Consider the following 17387-nt stretch of genomic DNA (forward strand, 5'->3'; position numbering starts at 1 on the left):
GCGTTGTTTTATAGGGATAGGCAACTCGGCATGCATGCTCTTTTTTCGTCTCAGACGGCTGATAACGCCACACCTAATGCGGTGGCGTCCCCTGGTTGGATTGCGTTAGGTGTCATTAGCGTTGGGTTTCATTTGGGACTTATTTTTTACGGTTTAACGCCCGCCCTGGTGAGCAGACCATTACATATGGCGCTACTGCTGCCTTGGGTGTTGATTTATATGGCTAAAACCCCTTTTCAGCGCATTAGTGGCTGGGGGCTGACGCTATTGGGGATAGCAGCTTGCGCCTACATCGCGCTTAACGAAGCCACGCTTGCGAATCAGTATGGCTTTATTGATACCCATCTGCAGATGGCGATTGGTCTTTTCTTAATTATGCTGGCACTGGAGGCGGCAAGGCGTGCGATCGGTTGGCCGCTGCCGTTGGTTGCGCTACTGGCACTGCTTTACGGCGCTTTCGGCCAGTTCGTGCCGGGGGCATTTGGCCACCCGGGGTTGCCGCTGCAAAGCATGGTGGGTTCACTGACGATTGCGGAAGGGGGACTATGGGGCTCGCTGACGGGGGTTAGCGTGGGTGTCGTGGCTATCTTCGTGATTTTTGGTGCGGTGCTGAATGCTGGCGAAGCTGGCCAAGGTTTCATGAATTTAGCGAGTGCCGTTGCTGGGCGTTTAACCGGCGGTGCGGCTAAAGTGTCGGTGATTTCGTCGGCGTTGATGGGGTCCATTTCAGGCTCAGCCTCAGCGAACGTTGCCTCTACTGGGGCGATTACGATTCCCTCAATGGTACGTTTGCGCTACCCGCGTTCGTTTGCGGGCGCGGTAGAAGCGGTGGCGTCTTCAGGCGGGCAAATAATGCCACCGCTGATGGGGGCGGGAGCATTCGTCATGGTAGAGCTAACCGGCACGCCCTATACGCAAATCATGGCCGCAGCAACGCTACCCGCTGTGCTCTATTTTCTGACGGTATGGATGGGCATTAATGCCTACGCAACGCGTCATGACTTGCAGCCGATTGATGCCAGCGAGCAGCCAGCCGCCAAAGAAGTGCTCATCACATCACTCTTTTTTGCGGTGCCGTTTGTACTGTTGTTAGAGCGTATTTTTAACGGCGGGTACACACCTCAATATGCCGCCAGTATTGCGATATTTGCCGGTGCAGCGCTGCTGCTGGTTGATGTTACGCTGCGCTTCTCAATTGCTGGGTTTGCAAATCGCTTAGCGGATGCGGTGGTGACCGCAGGGCGGCAAATTGCCACCATTGGCGCGATTATTTTGTGTGCCTCTCTGGTGATTGGTGTGCTCTCGTTAACAGGTCTTGGCGTAAAGATTACGTCGGGTATCTTATCGCTCTCAAATGACCTGCTATGGCCTGCGCTATTGTTAACCGCACTGGCCTGCCTGATCTTGGGGATGGAGGTGCCAACAACAGCAGCCTATGTGATTTGTGTGTCGGTGGCAGGACCAGCGCTTATATCGCTCGGATTAGAGCCGTTGTTGGCGCACCTGTTTGTGTTTTGGTACGCGCTGCTTTCGACGATTACGCCGCCTGTCTGTGGGGGAGTATTTATCGCGGCTGGAATGGTCGGTGAAAACTGGCTCAAAGTAGCGCTTAAGGCCATGGCACTGGGGATAGGGTTGTACATCATTCCCTTGGCGATGGTCGCGAACCCTGACGTTATTCAGCTTGCTTTTAATCCAGCGGGCGCTTTGCTCGACGGTTTAAAAATAGCCGCTGGTTTAACGGCTATTTCGTTTGGTGTCATCGCTCGTAAAGCCATTTGGCTTCGCGTAATACTCGTGGTGGCGGGCGCGGCTGTTATCTTTCTCGTTTAATGGCACATGGGTTTAAAAACAACGGCGATGTGGCCGGTAATTGGGTGGTGGCATACACCACCCAGGTATCTAGTGCAGGCCCCAGCGACTGCACCAGCTTAAGTTGCTCAGGCGCTTGATTCATGACCTCTTCAGCGCAAATCCCGGCCTCAAAAGCACCCGCTAGCAAGCCTTCAGCCACGGCAACCGTCGTGGGTGCTTCGATAATATCGCCAAAGCTGCTTAAATCTGTGTAATGGCGGGTAGCTGGCTGAATCGCCACATGACGAGGGGTGGCAATACCGCGCTGAGCAACTAACGCTAAAGGCTTGCTGCCTGCAATAAAGACATCGACCGGATAGGCGCGGTGCATATAGCGGCCCACGCAATCGCTGTGGGCAAAGTGAGCGGTGCACTGGAGCAGGTGGCTTACTCGCCCCTCAATCAGCGCTTCAAACGCCTCTTCAAACTGTTCGAAAAGATGCAGGTTCGTGGATGGCTGACCATGCTTCGCTAAATAGCGCAGAGCAATTAATTCATGATTGTTGCCGCTAGGGCCGAGGGTGGCAATTTGCACAGCTAATTCCTCAGACGATTGTAAAACTTAGCGTAAGGTAGGCTACATAGCCGCCTAGTAGAGCGGCTCCTTCCCAGCGAGATAACCGCATATTTGTGTAGAGAAACAGTAGCAATACGCCTGCTGCTCCGAGCATCACCCATTGGTCAAACTGACTTACTCGCTCAGCAATAGGCAGGGGCTGTAGGAAAGCTGATATACCTAAGATGCCTAGAAGGTTGAAAATGTTGCTGCCCAAAATATTTCCGACAGCCACATCGGCGTGGCGGCGAAGAGCCGCAATCACCGATACCGCCATTTCGGGTAACGAGGTACCCACCGCAACAATCGTTAAGCCAATAACTGCTTCGGAAATACCCATGGCTTGGGCTAAGCCAATGGCACCATAAAGTAACAGCTGCGAGCCACCTATCAACATCGCAAGCCCCACAATAAGCGCCATAACTATCATGGTTGTTGAACTTGGAATTGCAGTGAGTTCGTCTGCTTCTGCGCTATGCATTTCAGCTGCGGGAAGTGGTTGAGCGCGTTCAGTGCGATATGCCCAAATGAGATAAGCCGTCAACGCGGCTAATAATATTACCGCATCCCAACGGCCGAGGGCGCCACTCCAGGCCAGAGCGATAAATAGCAGGCTAGCGCCGACCACCACCACACCATCTCGTCTTAGCGCCAGCGGCTGTACTGACATGGGGCAAATGACTGCGCAAAGACCAAGAATCAGCAGTATATTGCCTATGTTGCTACCCACGATATTGCCGACAGCAATATCTGGTTGTTGGCGAATGGCGGCATCAATGGAAACGACCAGTTCGGGGGAAGATGTGCCAAAACCAACGACGACGAGGCCTGTTAACAGTGGCGAGACTCCCATTCGTTTAGCCCCGGCGACAGCGCCACGGATGAGAGCTTCGCCTCCCAGCGTTAATAGTACGATACCGACGGCTAAACTTATCCCATACAGCATGCTATTTAATCTCTTAGTGTGCTCACTTAGGCGTTATTCCAAGCGTAGGCTTCACACATTAGCGGGAATCGCTGCGTCTGCAAGTCAATTAATCGAAGCTCTATCCACGCAAGGGAAACGTCGGGTAGGCGTTCAGTAGGGTGTCTAGTTCATTGCATACAAAGCGCGGTTCAATCCACTGTGTCAGGTGTTCGTGAACGTAGTGAAGAAAGCGTTGTGCTGACTGTGGAAGGCGCTGATCATTACGCACGATAAATTGCCAGTGGCTCTCAATAGGTAGCCCCTGAACGGGTAATACCACTAGGTCAGGATGCTCATTAGGCAAAACGTGTTCAGATAACACTGCAACGCCCATATTGGCTGCCACGCTTACTCGTATGGCCTCGTTACTGGCCATCTGTAATGTTTTTTGCATGGTCAGTCCGTGCTCTTGCAGCCAGCTGTCTAATAACATGCGTGTGGCAGAGCCTGGCTCGCGTAGCAGTAAGCGCTCACTTAGTAGCTGCTCCATCGTCACGGCTTTCTGTTGAGCCAGCGAGTGGTCGGCGGCGGCAATGGCAACTAAGGGGTTACGCATAAAGCGTGACGCGACCGCGTGAGCAAGCGCGGGCGGATGGCTAAAGACGTAAAGATCGTCTTCCTGGCGCTCAAAGCGCGCCAATACCTGTCGACGATTGCCGATATGAACGGTGACATCGACGTCAGGGAATGCCTGACTAAAAGGTCCTAAGAGGCGTGGTAAGACGTACTGAGCAGTGTTCACTAGGGCAATGCTAAATCGCCCCTTACTGCCATACTGTAAATCACTGAGCTGATCTGCAAAGTCGTCAAAGCGCCCCAACACATCCCGACTTGCCTGATAAAGCGCTTGCCCTGTGGCGGTCATCGTCAGTTGTTGGGCATGCTGTTCTAACAACGGGCTGCCTACCGCTTCTCGGAGGCGTTTCAACTGCTGTGAGACGGTTGGCTGGGTAAGGTGAAGCTGTCTTGCGGCTTCGCTGATGGAGCCACATCTAACGACGGTTACGTATACCTGAAGCAACCTAAAGGTCAGATGGCGAATATTCATAGCAACCGAAACTCCTGGGGCGTCTCTTAATGCATCATTATTGGGTCGTGGTGTCGATCAGCTTTATCAACGAATACCTGGCAAGCCATCATGGAAAAGCTAGGCTATTCCTTGCCGTTAATGGACAGGTGAAGACAAAAGAGTTTAAACCACATTACACTAAGGTGGCGCACGTTGGGTTGCTCTCAAGGCCAAGAACATGGCTTTGAATAGCTTTGAAGAAAAGCATGCTGTTATATTTGAAATGTTTTTAAGCTAATAACTATAAGGAATTCCACCTATGATGATCCCCTTTTTAACTTCGCGTCCGCTTAAAACGCTGACCGCCAGTTTATGTATCGGCGGGTTGTTAGTCTCTCCACAGGCATTCTCTCAGCAAGCGATCTTGGAAGGTGAGCGCTTTCATCCCCAAGAGAGTAGCCATGGCATGGTCGCTACCAGCCACTTTCTCGCCTCAGAGGTTGCCCGTGATGTGCTTGCTGAAGGAGGCAACGCCGTTGATGCTGCCGTAGTGGCAGGCTTTGCGCTAGCGGTGACCCAGCCCCGTTCCGGTAATATCGGTGGTGGCGGTTTTATGCTGATCTCGGATGAAACAAGCGACGAAGTCATTGCCATCGACTACCGCGAGATGGCCCCTTCCGCTGCCTTTGAAGCTATGTTCCAAGATGAAAATGGCGATGCAGTGACCGAGCGTTCCCGCTTTACTCACTTGGCCGCAGGTGTTCCCGGTACCGTTGCGGGGCTGGCTCTGGCTCTAGAAGAGTATGGTACGTTAAGTCTTGCTGAAGCGCTGGAACCCGCCATTCGTCTTGCTGAAGATGGCTTCGCGGTGCCTCCACGCTTTGTTCAAGGGCTACAAGAGACCAGAGAACGCTTTGAACCCTGGGATGCGAGCATGGCCAAGTTCTTCAAGGAGGACGGTAGCGCCTACGAAGTTGGCGATATTTTCAAGCAACCTGATCTAGCCGCGACACTCAGGCGCATTGCTGAACAAGGGGCTCGCGAGTTTTATGAAGGAGAAACGGCAGAGCTGATTGTTGCCGAGATGGAGCGTCACGATGGACTGATTACCATGGAAGACATGGCTAGTTACGCCCCCATCATCCGTGAACCCAGCCACGGTACTTATCGCGGCTACGATATTTACGCCATGAGCCCTCCTTCTTCCGGTGGTGCTCATATTGTGCAGATGCTGAATATTCTCGAAGAATATCCCATCGGTGAACTCGGCTTTGGCTCTGCTGAAAGCATGCACCTAATGGCCGAAGCCATGAAGCGTGCTTACGCTGACCGCTCGGAGTTCTTGGGCGATACTGACTTTGTCGATGTGCCTTTGGCCGGCATCACCTCAAAGGAGTATGCAGCCGAACTGCGTAGCCAGATTGGCGACCAAGCTACCCCTAGTGCAGACATTGCGCCTGGCAATCCGAACGACTACGAATCCAATGAAACCACTCACTTTTCCATTGTAGATGACGGTGGTCTGGCAGTTTCAAACACGTACACCATCAACTTCAGTTATGGCTCTGGAATCGTGGTGGATGGCGCGGGCTTCTTGCTCAACAACGAAATGGATGATTTCTCAGCCAAGCCCGGCGTGCCCAACGCCTATGGATTGATTGGCGGCGAAGCCAATAAGGTTGAGCCAGGCAAACGAATGCTTTCGTCTATGACGCCCACTATCGTCAAGCAAGACGGCAAAAACTTCCTGGTTACTGGCAGTCCCGGCGGTTCACGTATTATCACCACAACGCTACAGGTGTTAATGAACGTTATTGATCATGATATGAATATACAATCAGCGGTTAGCGCACCGCGCATGCACCACCAGTGGGTGCCTGATGAGATTCGCGTTGAGGCAGGCTTTAGTCCAGATACACTTAACTTGCTGGAAGAGCGTGGCCACACGGTCAGTCAGCAGTCAGCCATGGGCGCCGCTCAGTCAATCATGATCAAAGACGGGATGTTCTTTGGTGGCGCCGATCCTCGCCGCTCCACCTCATCTGCTATTGGCCTGTAACGTTACGTTAGGCTCTTACCACCCCGCCCTGATTGCTCAGGGCGGGGTCGTTCAGGCATCGCGCCTAGTGACCCTTTCATATCCTTAGTTTAACCATCATCACCACTGCCTATTAACTATCACCACTGCTTATCAATGAGTAGCGATAGGGTGATGATAACGGCATAGATAATTATCTATGATTTTCTTTCAATATATTATTAGTTATCTAGTGCCATCGCTCGCAAAATGCAGTCTCTTTTAACCCTAGGGAGCAGTGGTGATGCCAGATATTGTGGTGATGTTTTTTTTATTGGGGCTAGTCGCCGGAGCTGTGAAGTCGGATCTTCAGGTACCTAAAGCTACTTACGACACCCTAAGCCTGTTATTAATGCTCACCATTGGCTTAAAGGGAGGAATGGCACTGCATGGCAATATCCACTGGGGATTGATGCCAGAGCTTACCGGCGTAGCGCTGTTGTCAGCGTTTATACCGCTGATGCTGATGCCCGTGTTGCGCCGCTGGGTGCGTCTTTCCGCCGCCGACAGCGCTAGCATTGCTGCTCACTATGGCTCGGTCAGTGCGGGTACGTTTGCGGTCGCACTGGCGTATGTAGAAGCACGTCAGTTAGCGGTGGGTAGTGAAGTAACGCTCTATTTGGTCGCTATGGAGCTGCCCGCGATCATGGTGGCGATCGCCCTGTTTAGACGCTATCAAGGCGCCGCTGTTAAAGAGAGCACCAGCAAGTTATGGCATGAAACTTTAACCAACCGTGGCGTTATCCTGTTAGCAGGTGGGGTCGTGATCGGCACGCTATACGGGCCATTTCAAGGAGAGGAAGTCACCACACTGTTTACTGGAGCTTTCAAAGGCGTGCTGGCGTTGTTCCTGCTAGAAATGGGCTTAACCGCCGCGCAAACGCTGCGCCCAATGCCCTGGCATCATTGGCGCTTAGTGACTTTTGCGCTGGTCACGCCATTGCTGCTGTCACTGCTGGGGATTCTGGTAGGTACACTGGTTGGTTTGCCAGTGGGCTCTGTGGTGATTCTTGCCGCATTGGCTGCTAGTGCCTCCTATATAGCGGCGCCGGCTGCAATGCGTGCAGCTATCCCGCAAGCGAACATTGGGCTTGCGATGCTAGCGTCACTTGGCATTACTTTTCCTCTCAACGTGATGCTTGGGATCCCTCTTTACCATAGGCTGCTGGAGCACTTATTTAACTAACAAATGGGTCGCGCTATCGCTTCAATTTGATCTGCCAGTCATTGGAGTAATTTGTTGTTTAATTGGAATTTAACGCCAGCTTATTGCTTATAAAGCTGGCGTTTTTTAGTTTATTTTTCTGTTTTGTAAGCTTCAATAGATAAATTTTAATAATTTATTAACGTGCTTAGTTCAGCCGCACTATTTTGCTGGCCCATGTGTATTTCCCCTGGAAGCAGCACGAAAAGCCGAGGAATAGACACGTTAAGTCATCGTTACCCTCGTATTCTTTTGTAACAGTGATGTGATCGCAATGCTGTTGAAGTGTTGAAAGTGCGATGACGCATTGTGCTTAATTAGCTGGTATAGATGAAAGGGCAGTATACCTCTAGAAAGCTTGTCTATTGCTAACGCCTTAGATGATAAATCTAAAAAACTCCTGCTGAACGAAAAACATCGCTGCTGATAAACCTATTAAAAACTCAATAATAACGAGGTCTATAAGATGGAAGATAAACCAAAAAGGGTCCGTCAAAAACCCAGTCTCGGGCTTGCTCTTGTGCCCGTTGTGCTGACACTAATCGCTATCGGGGTACAAATTTTCTATTTTGGTGATTTCACACCACATATCCCGCTGGCCATCGGCCTGGCGATAACCTCACTAGTGGGTATCAAACTTGGCTTCCGCTGGAAGCGGATTGAAGATGGGGCGTTTCACGTTATCAACGTGTCTTTGCCTTCGGTTTCGGTGTTGATCTTAGTGGGCATGATTATTGGCGTCTGGATTGCCAGCGGTACCGTGCCCAGTCTGATCTATTACGGCCTTCTTCTGTTGTCTCCGGCTTTCTTCCTTGCCGCGGCGATGCTGATTTGTGCGGTGGTGTCCGTTTCTTTGGGGACCTCCTGGGGAACCGTTGGTACGGTAGGTTTAGCGCTTGTTGGTATCGGCGCTGGATTTGAAATTCCGATTTACTGGACTGCCGGTGCGGTTGTTTCTGGCGCCTTTTTTGGCGACAAAGTCTCACCGCTTTCCGACACCACAAACCTGGCGGCGGCGGTTACCGGTAACGATGTGTTCTCGCATATCAAAAACATGATGCCAACGACGCTTCCGGCCATGCTGATCGCGTTAGCCATCTATCTGGTGGTGGGCTTCACCATGATTGATGATCAAGCGGCATCTTTTGAGCGCATTGATGCCATCACTGCGTCACTAGACGAACACTTTACTATTTCTATCTGGCTGCTGTTGCCAGCGGTGCTGGTTATTGGTCTAGCCATCAAGAAAATGCCGCCGATTCCTTCCCTGTTTGCTGGTGTAATGGCAGGTGCGGTAACCGCCATGGCGGTTCAGGGGGTAGGTCTGCACGATATCGTTACTTACGCTAACTATGGTTACTCCATTGAAACGGGCGTGGAAGCCATGGATAGCCTGTTAAACCGTGGCGGCATTCAGTCAATGATGTGGACCATCTCGTTGATTCTGATTGCCTTGGCCTTTGGCGGTGCGTTGGAGAAAACGGGCTGCCTGGAGACCATCATCAAGGCCATTATGTCCAAGGTGCGCTCGTTCAAAGGCGTTCAAACCTCGGCAATTGCTACCTCCTTTGCAACTAACCTAGTGGCAGGCGACCCCTACCTATCCGTTGCGCTACCGGGGCGTATGTACGCGCCTACCTACCGTGGGCTGGGTTACTCAACCCTGAACCTATCGCGTGGTGTTGAGGAAGGTGGAACATTGATGTCGCCGCTCATTCCATGGAACGCAGGTGGTGCCTTCGTCATTAGCGTATTAGGGCTAGGCATTGGCGAAGGTAACGTTGAGAACCTTCTGTATATACCACTGGCCTTTGCCTGCTGGTTATCGCCCTTAATCGGTATTCTTTACGCACAGATGGGCTTTTTCTCGCCCAAGGCAACTGATGCAGAGCGTGCCCTGTGGGAAAAACAGGGGGAAGCGATTGCCTCTACCGAAGCATTGGGTGCTGCTGCTGACGCAGCCGTTACTAGCCCGACGCCAGCTCCTAGCTCGAGTTGATCGTCACTAGTCGTTACGTGTTTTACCGATAAGACAGCACCCCGGCTTGCGAAAGGCGGGGTGTTTGTCTTTTGAGCTAGGCGTTTTTTGCCGACAATCGAATCGCTGCGACTTGTGTTTGCTTGCAAGCACGCCCGAATAAAACCAGGAGGATAGTAATGACTACAACGCATCCAACCGTGGTCATTGGTGGTGGAATCGTGGGTATTTGCTGTGCGTTATCTCTGCAAAAAGAGAGGCTCGACGTAACGCTCGTAGAGCCCGCTATGTCCGGCGATAGTACCGCTAAGTGGAGCTGCGGGCAGATTGCGGTTAGCGAAATTATTCCTCAGTCCAAGCCTGGTATTATCAAAAAAGTGCCTGGATGGCTGCTGGATCAAAAAGGGCCGCTGGCGCTGCGGCCATCAGCACTACCAGGGCTATTACCCTGGATGCTGCGCTTTATCACCCACGCGCGGCGTTCACGCATCGATACTATCGCCCATGAGCTAGCAACTTTAACGCGTCGTGCCTTCCAGGATTATGAGCCCCTGCTTGCGCAGTGCCGTCGTGACGATCTGATTGGTCACCAACCAACCCTTGAACTGTTTGACGATGCAGCTGGGCTAGCCGATGAGCAAACTTATGTAGAGCTACGCCGCGCGCTAGGGTTTGTTTCCGAAACGCTGAATGCCGAACAGATTGCCGCTATGGAACCAGCGCTCGCGGGGCGCTTTTCTCACGGCTTGTTGTTGTCAGATTGGCGCACGGTGTGCGATACCGAAACCTTCCTCATCGAGCTTGCTCACAGTTTTGTAGAGCAGGGCGGCAAGCTTGTTCAGGATAGTGTGTCGCGTATTGAGACCCAGGGAGGGCGTGCCGTTGGTGTGACTCTGGCCAGCGGTGAGAGGCTGCCGGTCGAGCAGGTGGTGGTCGCCGCAGGCAACGGCAGTTCGGCGTTTTTTGAAACATTAGGCATTAAGGTACCGTTGATTAAGGTCGGCGGCTATCAGGTGTTGTTACCCAACCCTGGCGTCGATTTAACCCACGCCACTTTTTATGCTGACGGCGGCTTCGGCCTGATTCCTATGGAGCGAGGGCTACAGATCGGCGGCACGATTGAGTTTGCTGGCAACCATGCTGAACCGAACTTCAAGCGTGCGGAGATCATTCTTGAAAAAGCCAAGACGATACTGCCATCGTTGAATACGGCTGGTATGGAGTTTGGCGCTGGCTGGCGCCCCTTCTTGCCAGACACTAAACCTGTGATTGATAAATCGCCATTGCTTAAAAACGTCGCGATGGCTTTTGGTCATGGCCAGTTGGGGCTAACGCTAGGTGCCACGACGGGGCGCTTGGTAGCTGACATGCTGCAAGGGCGTGATAGTCAGTTGGATATTAGCCCTTTCAGTGCATCACGCTTTACATTGGCTGGTGGTTGATTGCCGGCTGCGCGGTGTGCAGGCTAAGAGTAGGGCCCGTCTCTTGAGTATGAGACGGGCTGTTTATCTACGATTTAGCGCGCTTAGTGGTTATGTCCTGCATGACTGCCAAACGCTGCGTTGAACTGAATCATTCCCACCCACTGCTCATCATGCCCTGCAAAGTCTTCGCGGGTCAGTTGCGTGCGCACGAACATGTTATCGCGTACATGCCAAGTGAGCTGCGCGCTTTGCCGCCAGGACGTGTCTTCTGAGACGATAGCGGTAGGATGGGTTCCCATCACTTTATTGGTTAACCCTAATGCTTCTGCCCGCAGGCCGACTTCCCAACGTGGTGCAATACCGTAAATAGCGTCGATGTAAGCACCATCTTGTTGCTCAGTGTAATGATCGTGTGCATGAAAGTGATCATGGTGTTGCACATGCTCTTGCAGGTCACGTTCGCTATAGAAGTATTCCGCACCTAATTGCCAGTTGCCCTGGTGACCGGGTTGCTCCGCATCGTAGTTAAACCGCGCATCTAAGCCTGCGAACCAGTTGTCGCCTTCAGCAGTATGGGCATGGTGGCCATGGTCATCGACACGCACATACTGACGGTTCATACCCGCAGACGTTCCCAGCGTTAACTGCTTATTCGCACCGAGATCTGGGCGGTATTTAGCGAAAATTGTGCCCACGCGAGGGCCACTGGCGCGATCCTCATAGCCCCCTTCATCAAAGCGGCTGAAGCCTTCTCCCTCGCCTTGAAACAGCTCGCTACCCAGCGTCAAGGTGCTGTTTGGTGACCAGGTTAGCTGTAAGCCTGTATCGAGCAGACCATGCTCTCCAAACAAATACTCATTGACCAGTGGGCGCTCAACAAAATCCCAAGCATGAGGATGTCGGCTGTTAATGTAGCCTATATCAGAAAGAAACTTACCGGCTTGTAAGCGCAGCCCGTTAGGCAGCGTACGCGTCGCAATAAAAGCCTCTTCCAGCGTGATATCGTCCTCCGTTAGCGAAACAACGGCCTTGCCCTCAAGGTGGGCGGTTTGTCCTTCGATGGCAACTTCAGAGTGTCCTAGGTTAAATCCATTGTCGAGATCATGGCTATGGCCGCTGTGGTCATGTCCTCCTTCATGATCGTGGCCGCTTTCGTGCCCATGGCTGAAGCCAGCAGGCGAGTTCTCATCTCCTGAAAAACGATTGTGGTAAATGCCTTCCACAACTAAGGAAACGTTGATGCTGTTTTCAGCGTCGCCATGCTCATGAGCATGGTCAGTATGATCATGGGCGTGGTCGTGCCCATGATGGTGATCATCTGCATAGGCAGAGGAGCTAATAAGCAGAGCAGTGGCAAGTGGTGTAAGCAGAAACAATGAGCGTGGCACAGGTGTATTCCCTTAAACGTTAGAATTAAGTGCATAAAATGATATGTTATATTGTATCAATAATGCAATTGCGCTGAATTCTGTCGCTGCACGCGGCTAGCTTCGAGGGATATGTGAGGCGTTTAAGAAAAGCTGACCAAAATGTTGACTACGCTATGCCTAAACAGGTCCTTTTCAGGCTGCAGGCACAAAAAAAGCACCCGTAGGTGCTTGATTTGTAGGGGTGTCTGGTGGAGGCGGCGGGAATTGAACCCGCGTCCGCCAGCACGCGCCTATTGGCTCTACATGCTTAGATTTCGTCATTTGCTTTAACGCAACTGACTCCGACGATCAGGATTCAGTCACGCGAGCCTTCTAAGTTTAACGATTGATGAGAAGACACCACCAACCGCGGTCCTATCAGCTTTAGCTCGTATCCCATCAGTGATGAATAGGCACATCACCTTTGGGCCAGACAAGAAGCTAACAGTGTTTAAGCTGCTAGCGCGCCTTGAGCGTAGTTTTCGTCATTTGCGACTATTTTTCGTGATGTGGGATTTACGAGATACATCACGCTCTCGGCATGCACCGCAAGGGTTGTCACCGGCGTCGAAACCATGTCGCCCCCTGATTACAGATGAGCATTCTAACGTGCTCACACCGAATTGACCAGTTATGCCTTGTTATGTTCCCGCATTATCCGACCTTTCTGACGGCTCCAGTCGCGATCTTTCTCGGTGGCGCGCTTGTCATGCAGCTGTTTGCCGGTCACCAATGCCAGCTCACACTTCACCTTGTTGCGTTTCCAATAGAGCTTGAGCGGTACGCAAGTGTGGCCTTTGTCCTGGGTCACCGAGAAAATTTTGGCAATTTCCTTGCGGTGCAAAAGCAACTTACGCGTGCGCGTCGGGTCAGCAATTTCGTGGGTGCTTGCTGTATTAAGCGGCATGATATGGCTGCCTAGTAAAAAAGCCTCGCCGTTACGAACCAAAATATAGGTGTCGGTAAGCTGTGCTTTACCAGCGCGAAGGCTTTTAACTTCCCAGCCCGCGAGTACCAAACCTGCTTCTAAGGTTTCGTTGATATGGTACTCAAACCGAGCCTTCTTGTTTTGGGCAATAACGCTGCTGCTAGGGCCCTTACTGTTACCTTTCTTAGTGGCCATGGAACCTCATCGTTGATCTGTCAGTAGCACCCCCTTCGTTATGTGGGGAGGCGTGATACCATTCAAGGTCTACAAAAATGTTTCCCATGATACGCTTTGGGCACTGTGAAGTCAGCGGAGAGGTCAATGCCAACCGTTAATCGTACCGCCTTGGTGCGGCACACCCCCCAACAAATGTTCGATCTGGTTAATGACTTCGAACGCTATCCCGAGTTCCTGCCGGGGTGTCGCCGTGCGCGCCTGTTAGAGCATGACGAGGCGCATTTGATTGGCGAGATGACCCTTGGACGTGCGGGTGTGGAACAAACAATCACTACTCGAAATGATTTATATGCCCCCGAGCGGATTGAGCTGTCGTTAGTAAAAGGGCCATTCAAGCAGCTTAAAGGGCGTTGGTTATTTATCCCGATGGGGGAAAACGCCTGCAAAGTCAGCTTGGAAATGGAATTTGTATTTGCCAATCGCTTGCTTAGCATGGCGTTTGGAAAGTTATTTCAGCAAATTGCAGGGCAGCTTGTCGATGCCTTTACGAAGCGTGCTGACGAGCGCTATGGCCGTTGATACGTTCGCGGTAGAGGTTGCCTTTGCCTTGCCGCGCAAACAGCGTCTAGTGGCCTTACAGGTGCGCCAAGGCACAACCGCACGCCAAGCGGTAATGATGGCAGATCTCCCCAGCCTGTTTCCCGAGATTCCCAGCAACACCTTTGAACAGGCACCGCTGGGAATTTTTGGCAAAGCGCTGCGCCAGCCCGAACAAGAAGCGCTGCGTCCAGGCGACCGCGTTGAGGTATATCGTCCATTAGAGATAGACCCCAAAGCTGCCCGCCTGGAGCGGGCAAAGCGTCAAGCCAGAGGCGGGTAATTTATTCGGGAGGCATCATTGGCTATGGCGCTGTGGCATTTTCTGACGAAGGTACTCGCTGAGTAGGCGTGTTGATACCGGTGATTGGATCTGCTGTTTCTGTTGCAGGGCCTACGCCGGTGTCTGTACTGATCGGCAGATCATTAGAGAAATCGCCTTGCTGCTCAACGTTCACCAAACGCCCCATGTTATCGAACGTGAGGGTTACACGCCGCTGCTCAACATCCGCGTACGCTTTATCAATACGATAAACGTAATCCCATTCTCGCGTGTCGAATGGGGCTTCCAGCAGTGGGCGACCCATCACATAAGTGACTTGTTCACGCGTCATTCCTGGCTGTAATTGGCTGACCATGTCTTCGGTCACCAAGTTGCCCTGAGGGATGTCGCGCTTGTAAACGCCAACGTAGCTGCAGCCGCTAACAACGGTTAGGGCAACGGAAAGAGTAATGATGCGAGTCAATTTTTGCATTTGAGCCTATTCTTCACTATCGTGGTTTCGGTCGATCATACCCGACCTAACCTGTTACTGCGAAGAGCAACCATGGCCGATCAGAACCATGAACTGCGCAAAGCCGGGCTGAAAGTAACCCTGCCGCGCGTCAAGATCCTGCAGATTCTCGAAAATGCTTCGGGTCAACACCACCTTAGCGCAGAAGAAGTGTACAAAACACTGATTGATGCGGGCGAGGATGTTGGCTTGGCTACCGTGTACCGCGTGCTGACTCAGTTTGAATCAGCAGGCTTGGTGATCCGTCATAATTTTGATGGTGGCCACGCGGTGTTCGAGATGACTCAAGAAGACCACCACGACCATATGGTGTGCTTAGAAAGTGGTGAAATCATTGAGTTTGTCGATGAAATCATCGAGCGTCGTCAGCAAGAGATCGCCGAAGAGCACGGCTATGAACTTGTGGACCATGCCCTGGTGCTTTACGTACGCCCCCGTGGGTCGGACGTAACGCGACAGGACAGCGGCCCCACAAATAAAAAATAGTCGCGCCAAATAAAACGCCCCTAGGGTGCGAGTGATGACTCATTCGCGCCCTAGGGGCGTTTTTTATAGTTTGTGACGTTTGCTAGCGCGTTGTCGATTGAAAAAAGCGCTTAGTGCGGTGGCCGTTGGCTCGCGTGCAGCATTTCGCGGGCGTGGGCGAGTGTTTGGTCAGATAGCGTTACACCGCCCAGCATGCGGGCGAGTTCGCTGATGCGCCCCTGTTCGTCTAGTAGCGCCATATGGGTCAGCGTGCTATCTCGTTTGGCGCGTTTTTCAATATGCAGATGCTGATGCGCCTGAGCAGCGACCTGAGGCAGGTGGGTGACGGTCATTACTTGGCCGTTTTCGCCGAGCTTGCGTAGCAGTTGACCGACGATTTCGGCCGTCGCTCCCGAGATACCCACGTCCACTTCATCGAAGACCAAGCTGGGAATAGTGGAGTGGGAGGCGGCCACCACTTGAATGGCAAGGCTGATGCGCGATAGCTCACCGCCCGAAGCCACTTTGGTTAGCGGCCTAGCGGGCTGGCCTGGGTTCGCGCTAATCAGGAATTGGACGTGGTCCAGGCCTTCCGGCGTAGGCGTTTCACGCGGGGTAACGTCCACCTCAAAGCGTGCTTTACCCATGGCCAAGAACCCCAGCTGTTGTTGCACTTCTTTGCCCAAGCGAACGGCGGCTTTTTGTCGCGCCTCGCTTAGTTGTTTGGCATCGCTGCGATAGCGCTCGCGGTATTCTGACACTTGGTTGCTTAACGACTCCAGGTCGTCGTCGCTGGCTTCTAGCAGTTCGACTTCCTGGCTGAGCCGGGCATGCAGTGCGCAAATCTCTTCCGGGGCAACGTGGTGTTTACGGGCAATACGGTGGACATCGCCAAGCCGTTCTTCTACCCAGGCTAGGCGTTCCGGGTCTAGTTCAGTAGTACTGGCAAGACGATTTAGCTCACTGGAAGCTTCCTCTACTTGAATGCGCGCATCGCTAAGCATGGCCAAGGTATTGGCCAGTGTGCCTTTGTCACTGCCGGGTAGCGCGCTTAAATGAGCATAGGCTTGATTTAACAGCGACAGAGCACCGCCCTCGTCGCTTGCGCAGCAGTCGGCGGCAAACTGGGTTTCACGCAGCGTCTCTTCCGCATGGGCGAGGGTATGTTGCTCCTCTTCTAGCGTTTGCAGCTCACCCTCTGCCAGTGCCAGTTGATCTAATTCTTCTACTTGGTAGCGCAGCAGTTGCCGCTTTGCCTCAACTTCACTGCCTTCTTCGCTGAGTTTTTTTAATCGCCGCCGGGCACCGCGCCACTCGCGGAAGGTTTCAGCCAGCTGCTGGCTACGCTCACGTAGCCCGGCATAATCATCTAGCAGGGCGAGGTGGGTTTCTTCACGCATAAGTGCCTGATGAGCATGCTGCCCATGGATTTGAATCAGCTGCTCGCCCAGCGATTTTAGGTCAGCGATGGTAGCAGGGTGGCCATTGATCCATGCTTTGGAGCGACCGCTGGCGGTAACCACACGGCGCAGCAAGCACTCTTCAGCAGGCAGCTCACGAGCAGTCAGCCACTCAGTGGCAGCGGGCAGGTGTTGAATATCAAAACGAGCGGAAAGGTCGGTGCGTTCACACCCATGGCGCACGCTGCCAGCGTCGGCACGCTCACCCAAACATAGGCCAAGGGCACCGAGTAGAATCGATTTGCCTGCCCCAGTTTCCCCGGTAATCGCCGTCATACCACGGGTTAGGTCGAGTTCAAGGCGGTCAACAATAGCGTAATCTTGGATTGCTAGCTGCGTGAGCATAAGGCCTCCTGAGGCGGTGCGGCACAGAAGCTGGATACTTATCCAATAATTGTTGTTTTATACAGTAGTCTATAACTCACTTCAATGCCCCTCTTGAGATGGCTTTTATGGCCCCCATATAGCGTCCATACGTGGTTAATATT

Annotated in this window: 15 protein-coding genes and 1 other RNA gene; 8 read left to right on the top strand and 8 right to left on the bottom strand. The window is 52.6% G+C overall.

The genetic code is table 11. The annotated features are described in order from the left end of the window. The first annotated feature begins 30 nt into the window (after positions 1–30). Complete coding sequence (locus NDQ72_01730; GenBank protein WKD28693.1) at positions 31–1833, top strand: TRAP transporter fused permease subunit; 1803 nt, start codon at positions 31–33, stop codon at positions 1831–1833. Here the strand turns inward: NDQ72_01730 and NDQ72_01735 are convergent. From NDQ72_01735 to NDQ72_01745, 3 genes are all read right to left on the bottom strand, one after another. Further along, complete coding sequence (locus tag NDQ72_01735; GenBank protein ID WKD28694.1) at positions 1817–2389, bottom strand: hypothetical protein; 573 nt, start codon at positions 2387–2389, stop codon at positions 1817–1819. The genes NDQ72_01730 and NDQ72_01735 overlap by 17 nt on opposite strands. 10 nt (positions 2390–2399) lie before the next feature. Next, the gene (locus tag NDQ72_01740) at positions 2400–3356 is read right to left on the bottom strand and encodes a calcium/sodium antiporter (GenBank protein WKD28695.1); all 957 of its coding nucleotides are present in this window, start codon (positions 3354–3356) and stop codon (positions 2400–2402) included. A 100-nt stretch (positions 3357–3456) separates the two neighbouring features. Then, positions 3457–4425 carry a LysR family transcriptional regulator gene (locus NDQ72_01745; protein WKD28696.1) on the bottom strand — a complete coding sequence of 323 codons (969 nt, stop codon included), beginning with the start codon at positions 4423–4425 and terminating at the stop codon, positions 3457–3459. Between the two features lie 280 nt (positions 4426–4705). Between NDQ72_01745 and ggt the strand changes: the two genes are divergently transcribed. From ggt to NDQ72_01765, 4 genes are all read left to right on the top strand, one after another. Next, on the top strand, positions 4706–6445 hold the full coding sequence (gene ggt / locus NDQ72_01750; GenBank protein WKD28697.1) for a gamma-glutamyltransferase: 1740 nt from the start codon (positions 4706–4708) through the stop codon (positions 6443–6445). Positions 6446–6707: 262 nt separating this feature from the next. Continuing rightward, positions 6708–7649 carry a sodium-dependent bicarbonate transport family permease gene (locus NDQ72_01755; protein ID WKD28698.1) on the top strand — a complete coding sequence of 314 codons (942 nt, stop codon included), beginning with the start codon at positions 6708–6710 and terminating at the stop codon, positions 7647–7649. A 484-nt stretch (positions 7650–8133) separates the two neighbouring features. Then, positions 8134–9666, top strand: coding sequence for a Na+/H+ antiporter NhaC (nhaC, locus tag NDQ72_01760; GenBank protein ID WKD28699.1), 1533 nt, complete (start codon positions 8134–8136; stop codon positions 9664–9666). Between the two features lie 158 nt (positions 9667–9824). Continuing rightward, positions 9825–11087 carry an FAD-dependent oxidoreductase gene (locus NDQ72_01765; protein ID WKD28700.1) on the top strand — a complete coding sequence of 421 codons (1263 nt, stop codon included), beginning with the start codon at positions 9825–9827 and terminating at the stop codon, positions 11085–11087. An 83-nt stretch (positions 11088–11170) separates the two neighbouring features. Here NDQ72_01765 and NDQ72_01770 read toward each other — a convergent pair whose 3' ends face one another. From NDQ72_01770 to smpB, 3 genes are all read right to left on the bottom strand, one after another. Then, positions 11171–12457: a TonB-dependent receptor gene (locus NDQ72_01770; GenBank protein WKD28701.1), complete on the bottom strand. Its 1287-nt coding sequence runs from the start codon at positions 12455–12457 to the stop codon at positions 11171–11173. Positions 12458–12685: 228 nt separating this feature from the next. Then, positions 12686–13064: a transfer-messenger RNA gene (gene ssrA, locus NDQ72_01775) on the bottom strand. Between the two features lie 45 nt (positions 13065–13109). Further along, positions 13110–13601: an SsrA-binding protein SmpB gene (smpB, locus tag NDQ72_01780; protein ID WKD28702.1), complete on the bottom strand. Its 492-nt coding sequence runs from the start codon at positions 13599–13601 to the stop codon at positions 13110–13112. Between the two features lie 126 nt (positions 13602–13727). Between smpB and NDQ72_01785 the strand changes: the two genes are divergently transcribed. Continuing rightward, positions 13728–14162: a type II toxin-antitoxin system RatA family toxin gene (locus NDQ72_01785; protein ID WKD28703.1), complete on the top strand. Its 435-nt coding sequence runs from the start codon at positions 13728–13730 to the stop codon at positions 14160–14162. After that, on the top strand, positions 14152–14463 hold the full coding sequence (locus NDQ72_01790; GenBank protein ID WKD28704.1) for an RnfH family protein: 312 nt from the start codon (positions 14152–14154) through the stop codon (positions 14461–14463). Before NDQ72_01785 ends, NDQ72_01790 begins: the two co-directional genes overlap by 11 nt. Positions 14464–14485: 22 nt before the next feature. Here NDQ72_01790 and NDQ72_01795 read toward each other — a convergent pair whose 3' ends face one another. After that, positions 14486–14935: an outer membrane protein assembly factor BamE gene (locus NDQ72_01795; GenBank protein WKD28705.1), complete on the bottom strand. Its 450-nt coding sequence runs from the start codon at positions 14933–14935 to the stop codon at positions 14486–14488. A 72-nt stretch (positions 14936–15007) separates the two neighbouring features. Here NDQ72_01795 and fur point away from each other — a divergent pair, with 72 nt between their 5' ends. Then, positions 15008–15460, top strand: a complete 453-nt coding sequence (gene fur / locus NDQ72_01800; GenBank protein ID WKD28706.1) for a ferric iron uptake transcriptional regulator — start codon at positions 15008–15010, stop codon at positions 15458–15460. A 110-nt stretch (positions 15461–15570) separates the two neighbouring features. Here the strand turns inward: fur and recN are convergent, their stop codons facing one another. Beyond that, complete coding sequence (recN, locus tag NDQ72_01805; GenBank protein ID WKD28707.1) at positions 15571–17244, bottom strand: DNA repair protein RecN; 1674 nt, start codon at positions 17242–17244, stop codon at positions 15571–15573. Between the last annotated feature and the right edge of the window lie 143 nt (positions 17245–17387).

The organism is Halomonas sp. KG2, from assembly GCA_030440445.1.
In the GTDB taxonomy this organism is placed as follows: Bacteria; Pseudomonadota; Gammaproteobacteria; order Pseudomonadales; family Halomonadaceae; genus Vreelandella.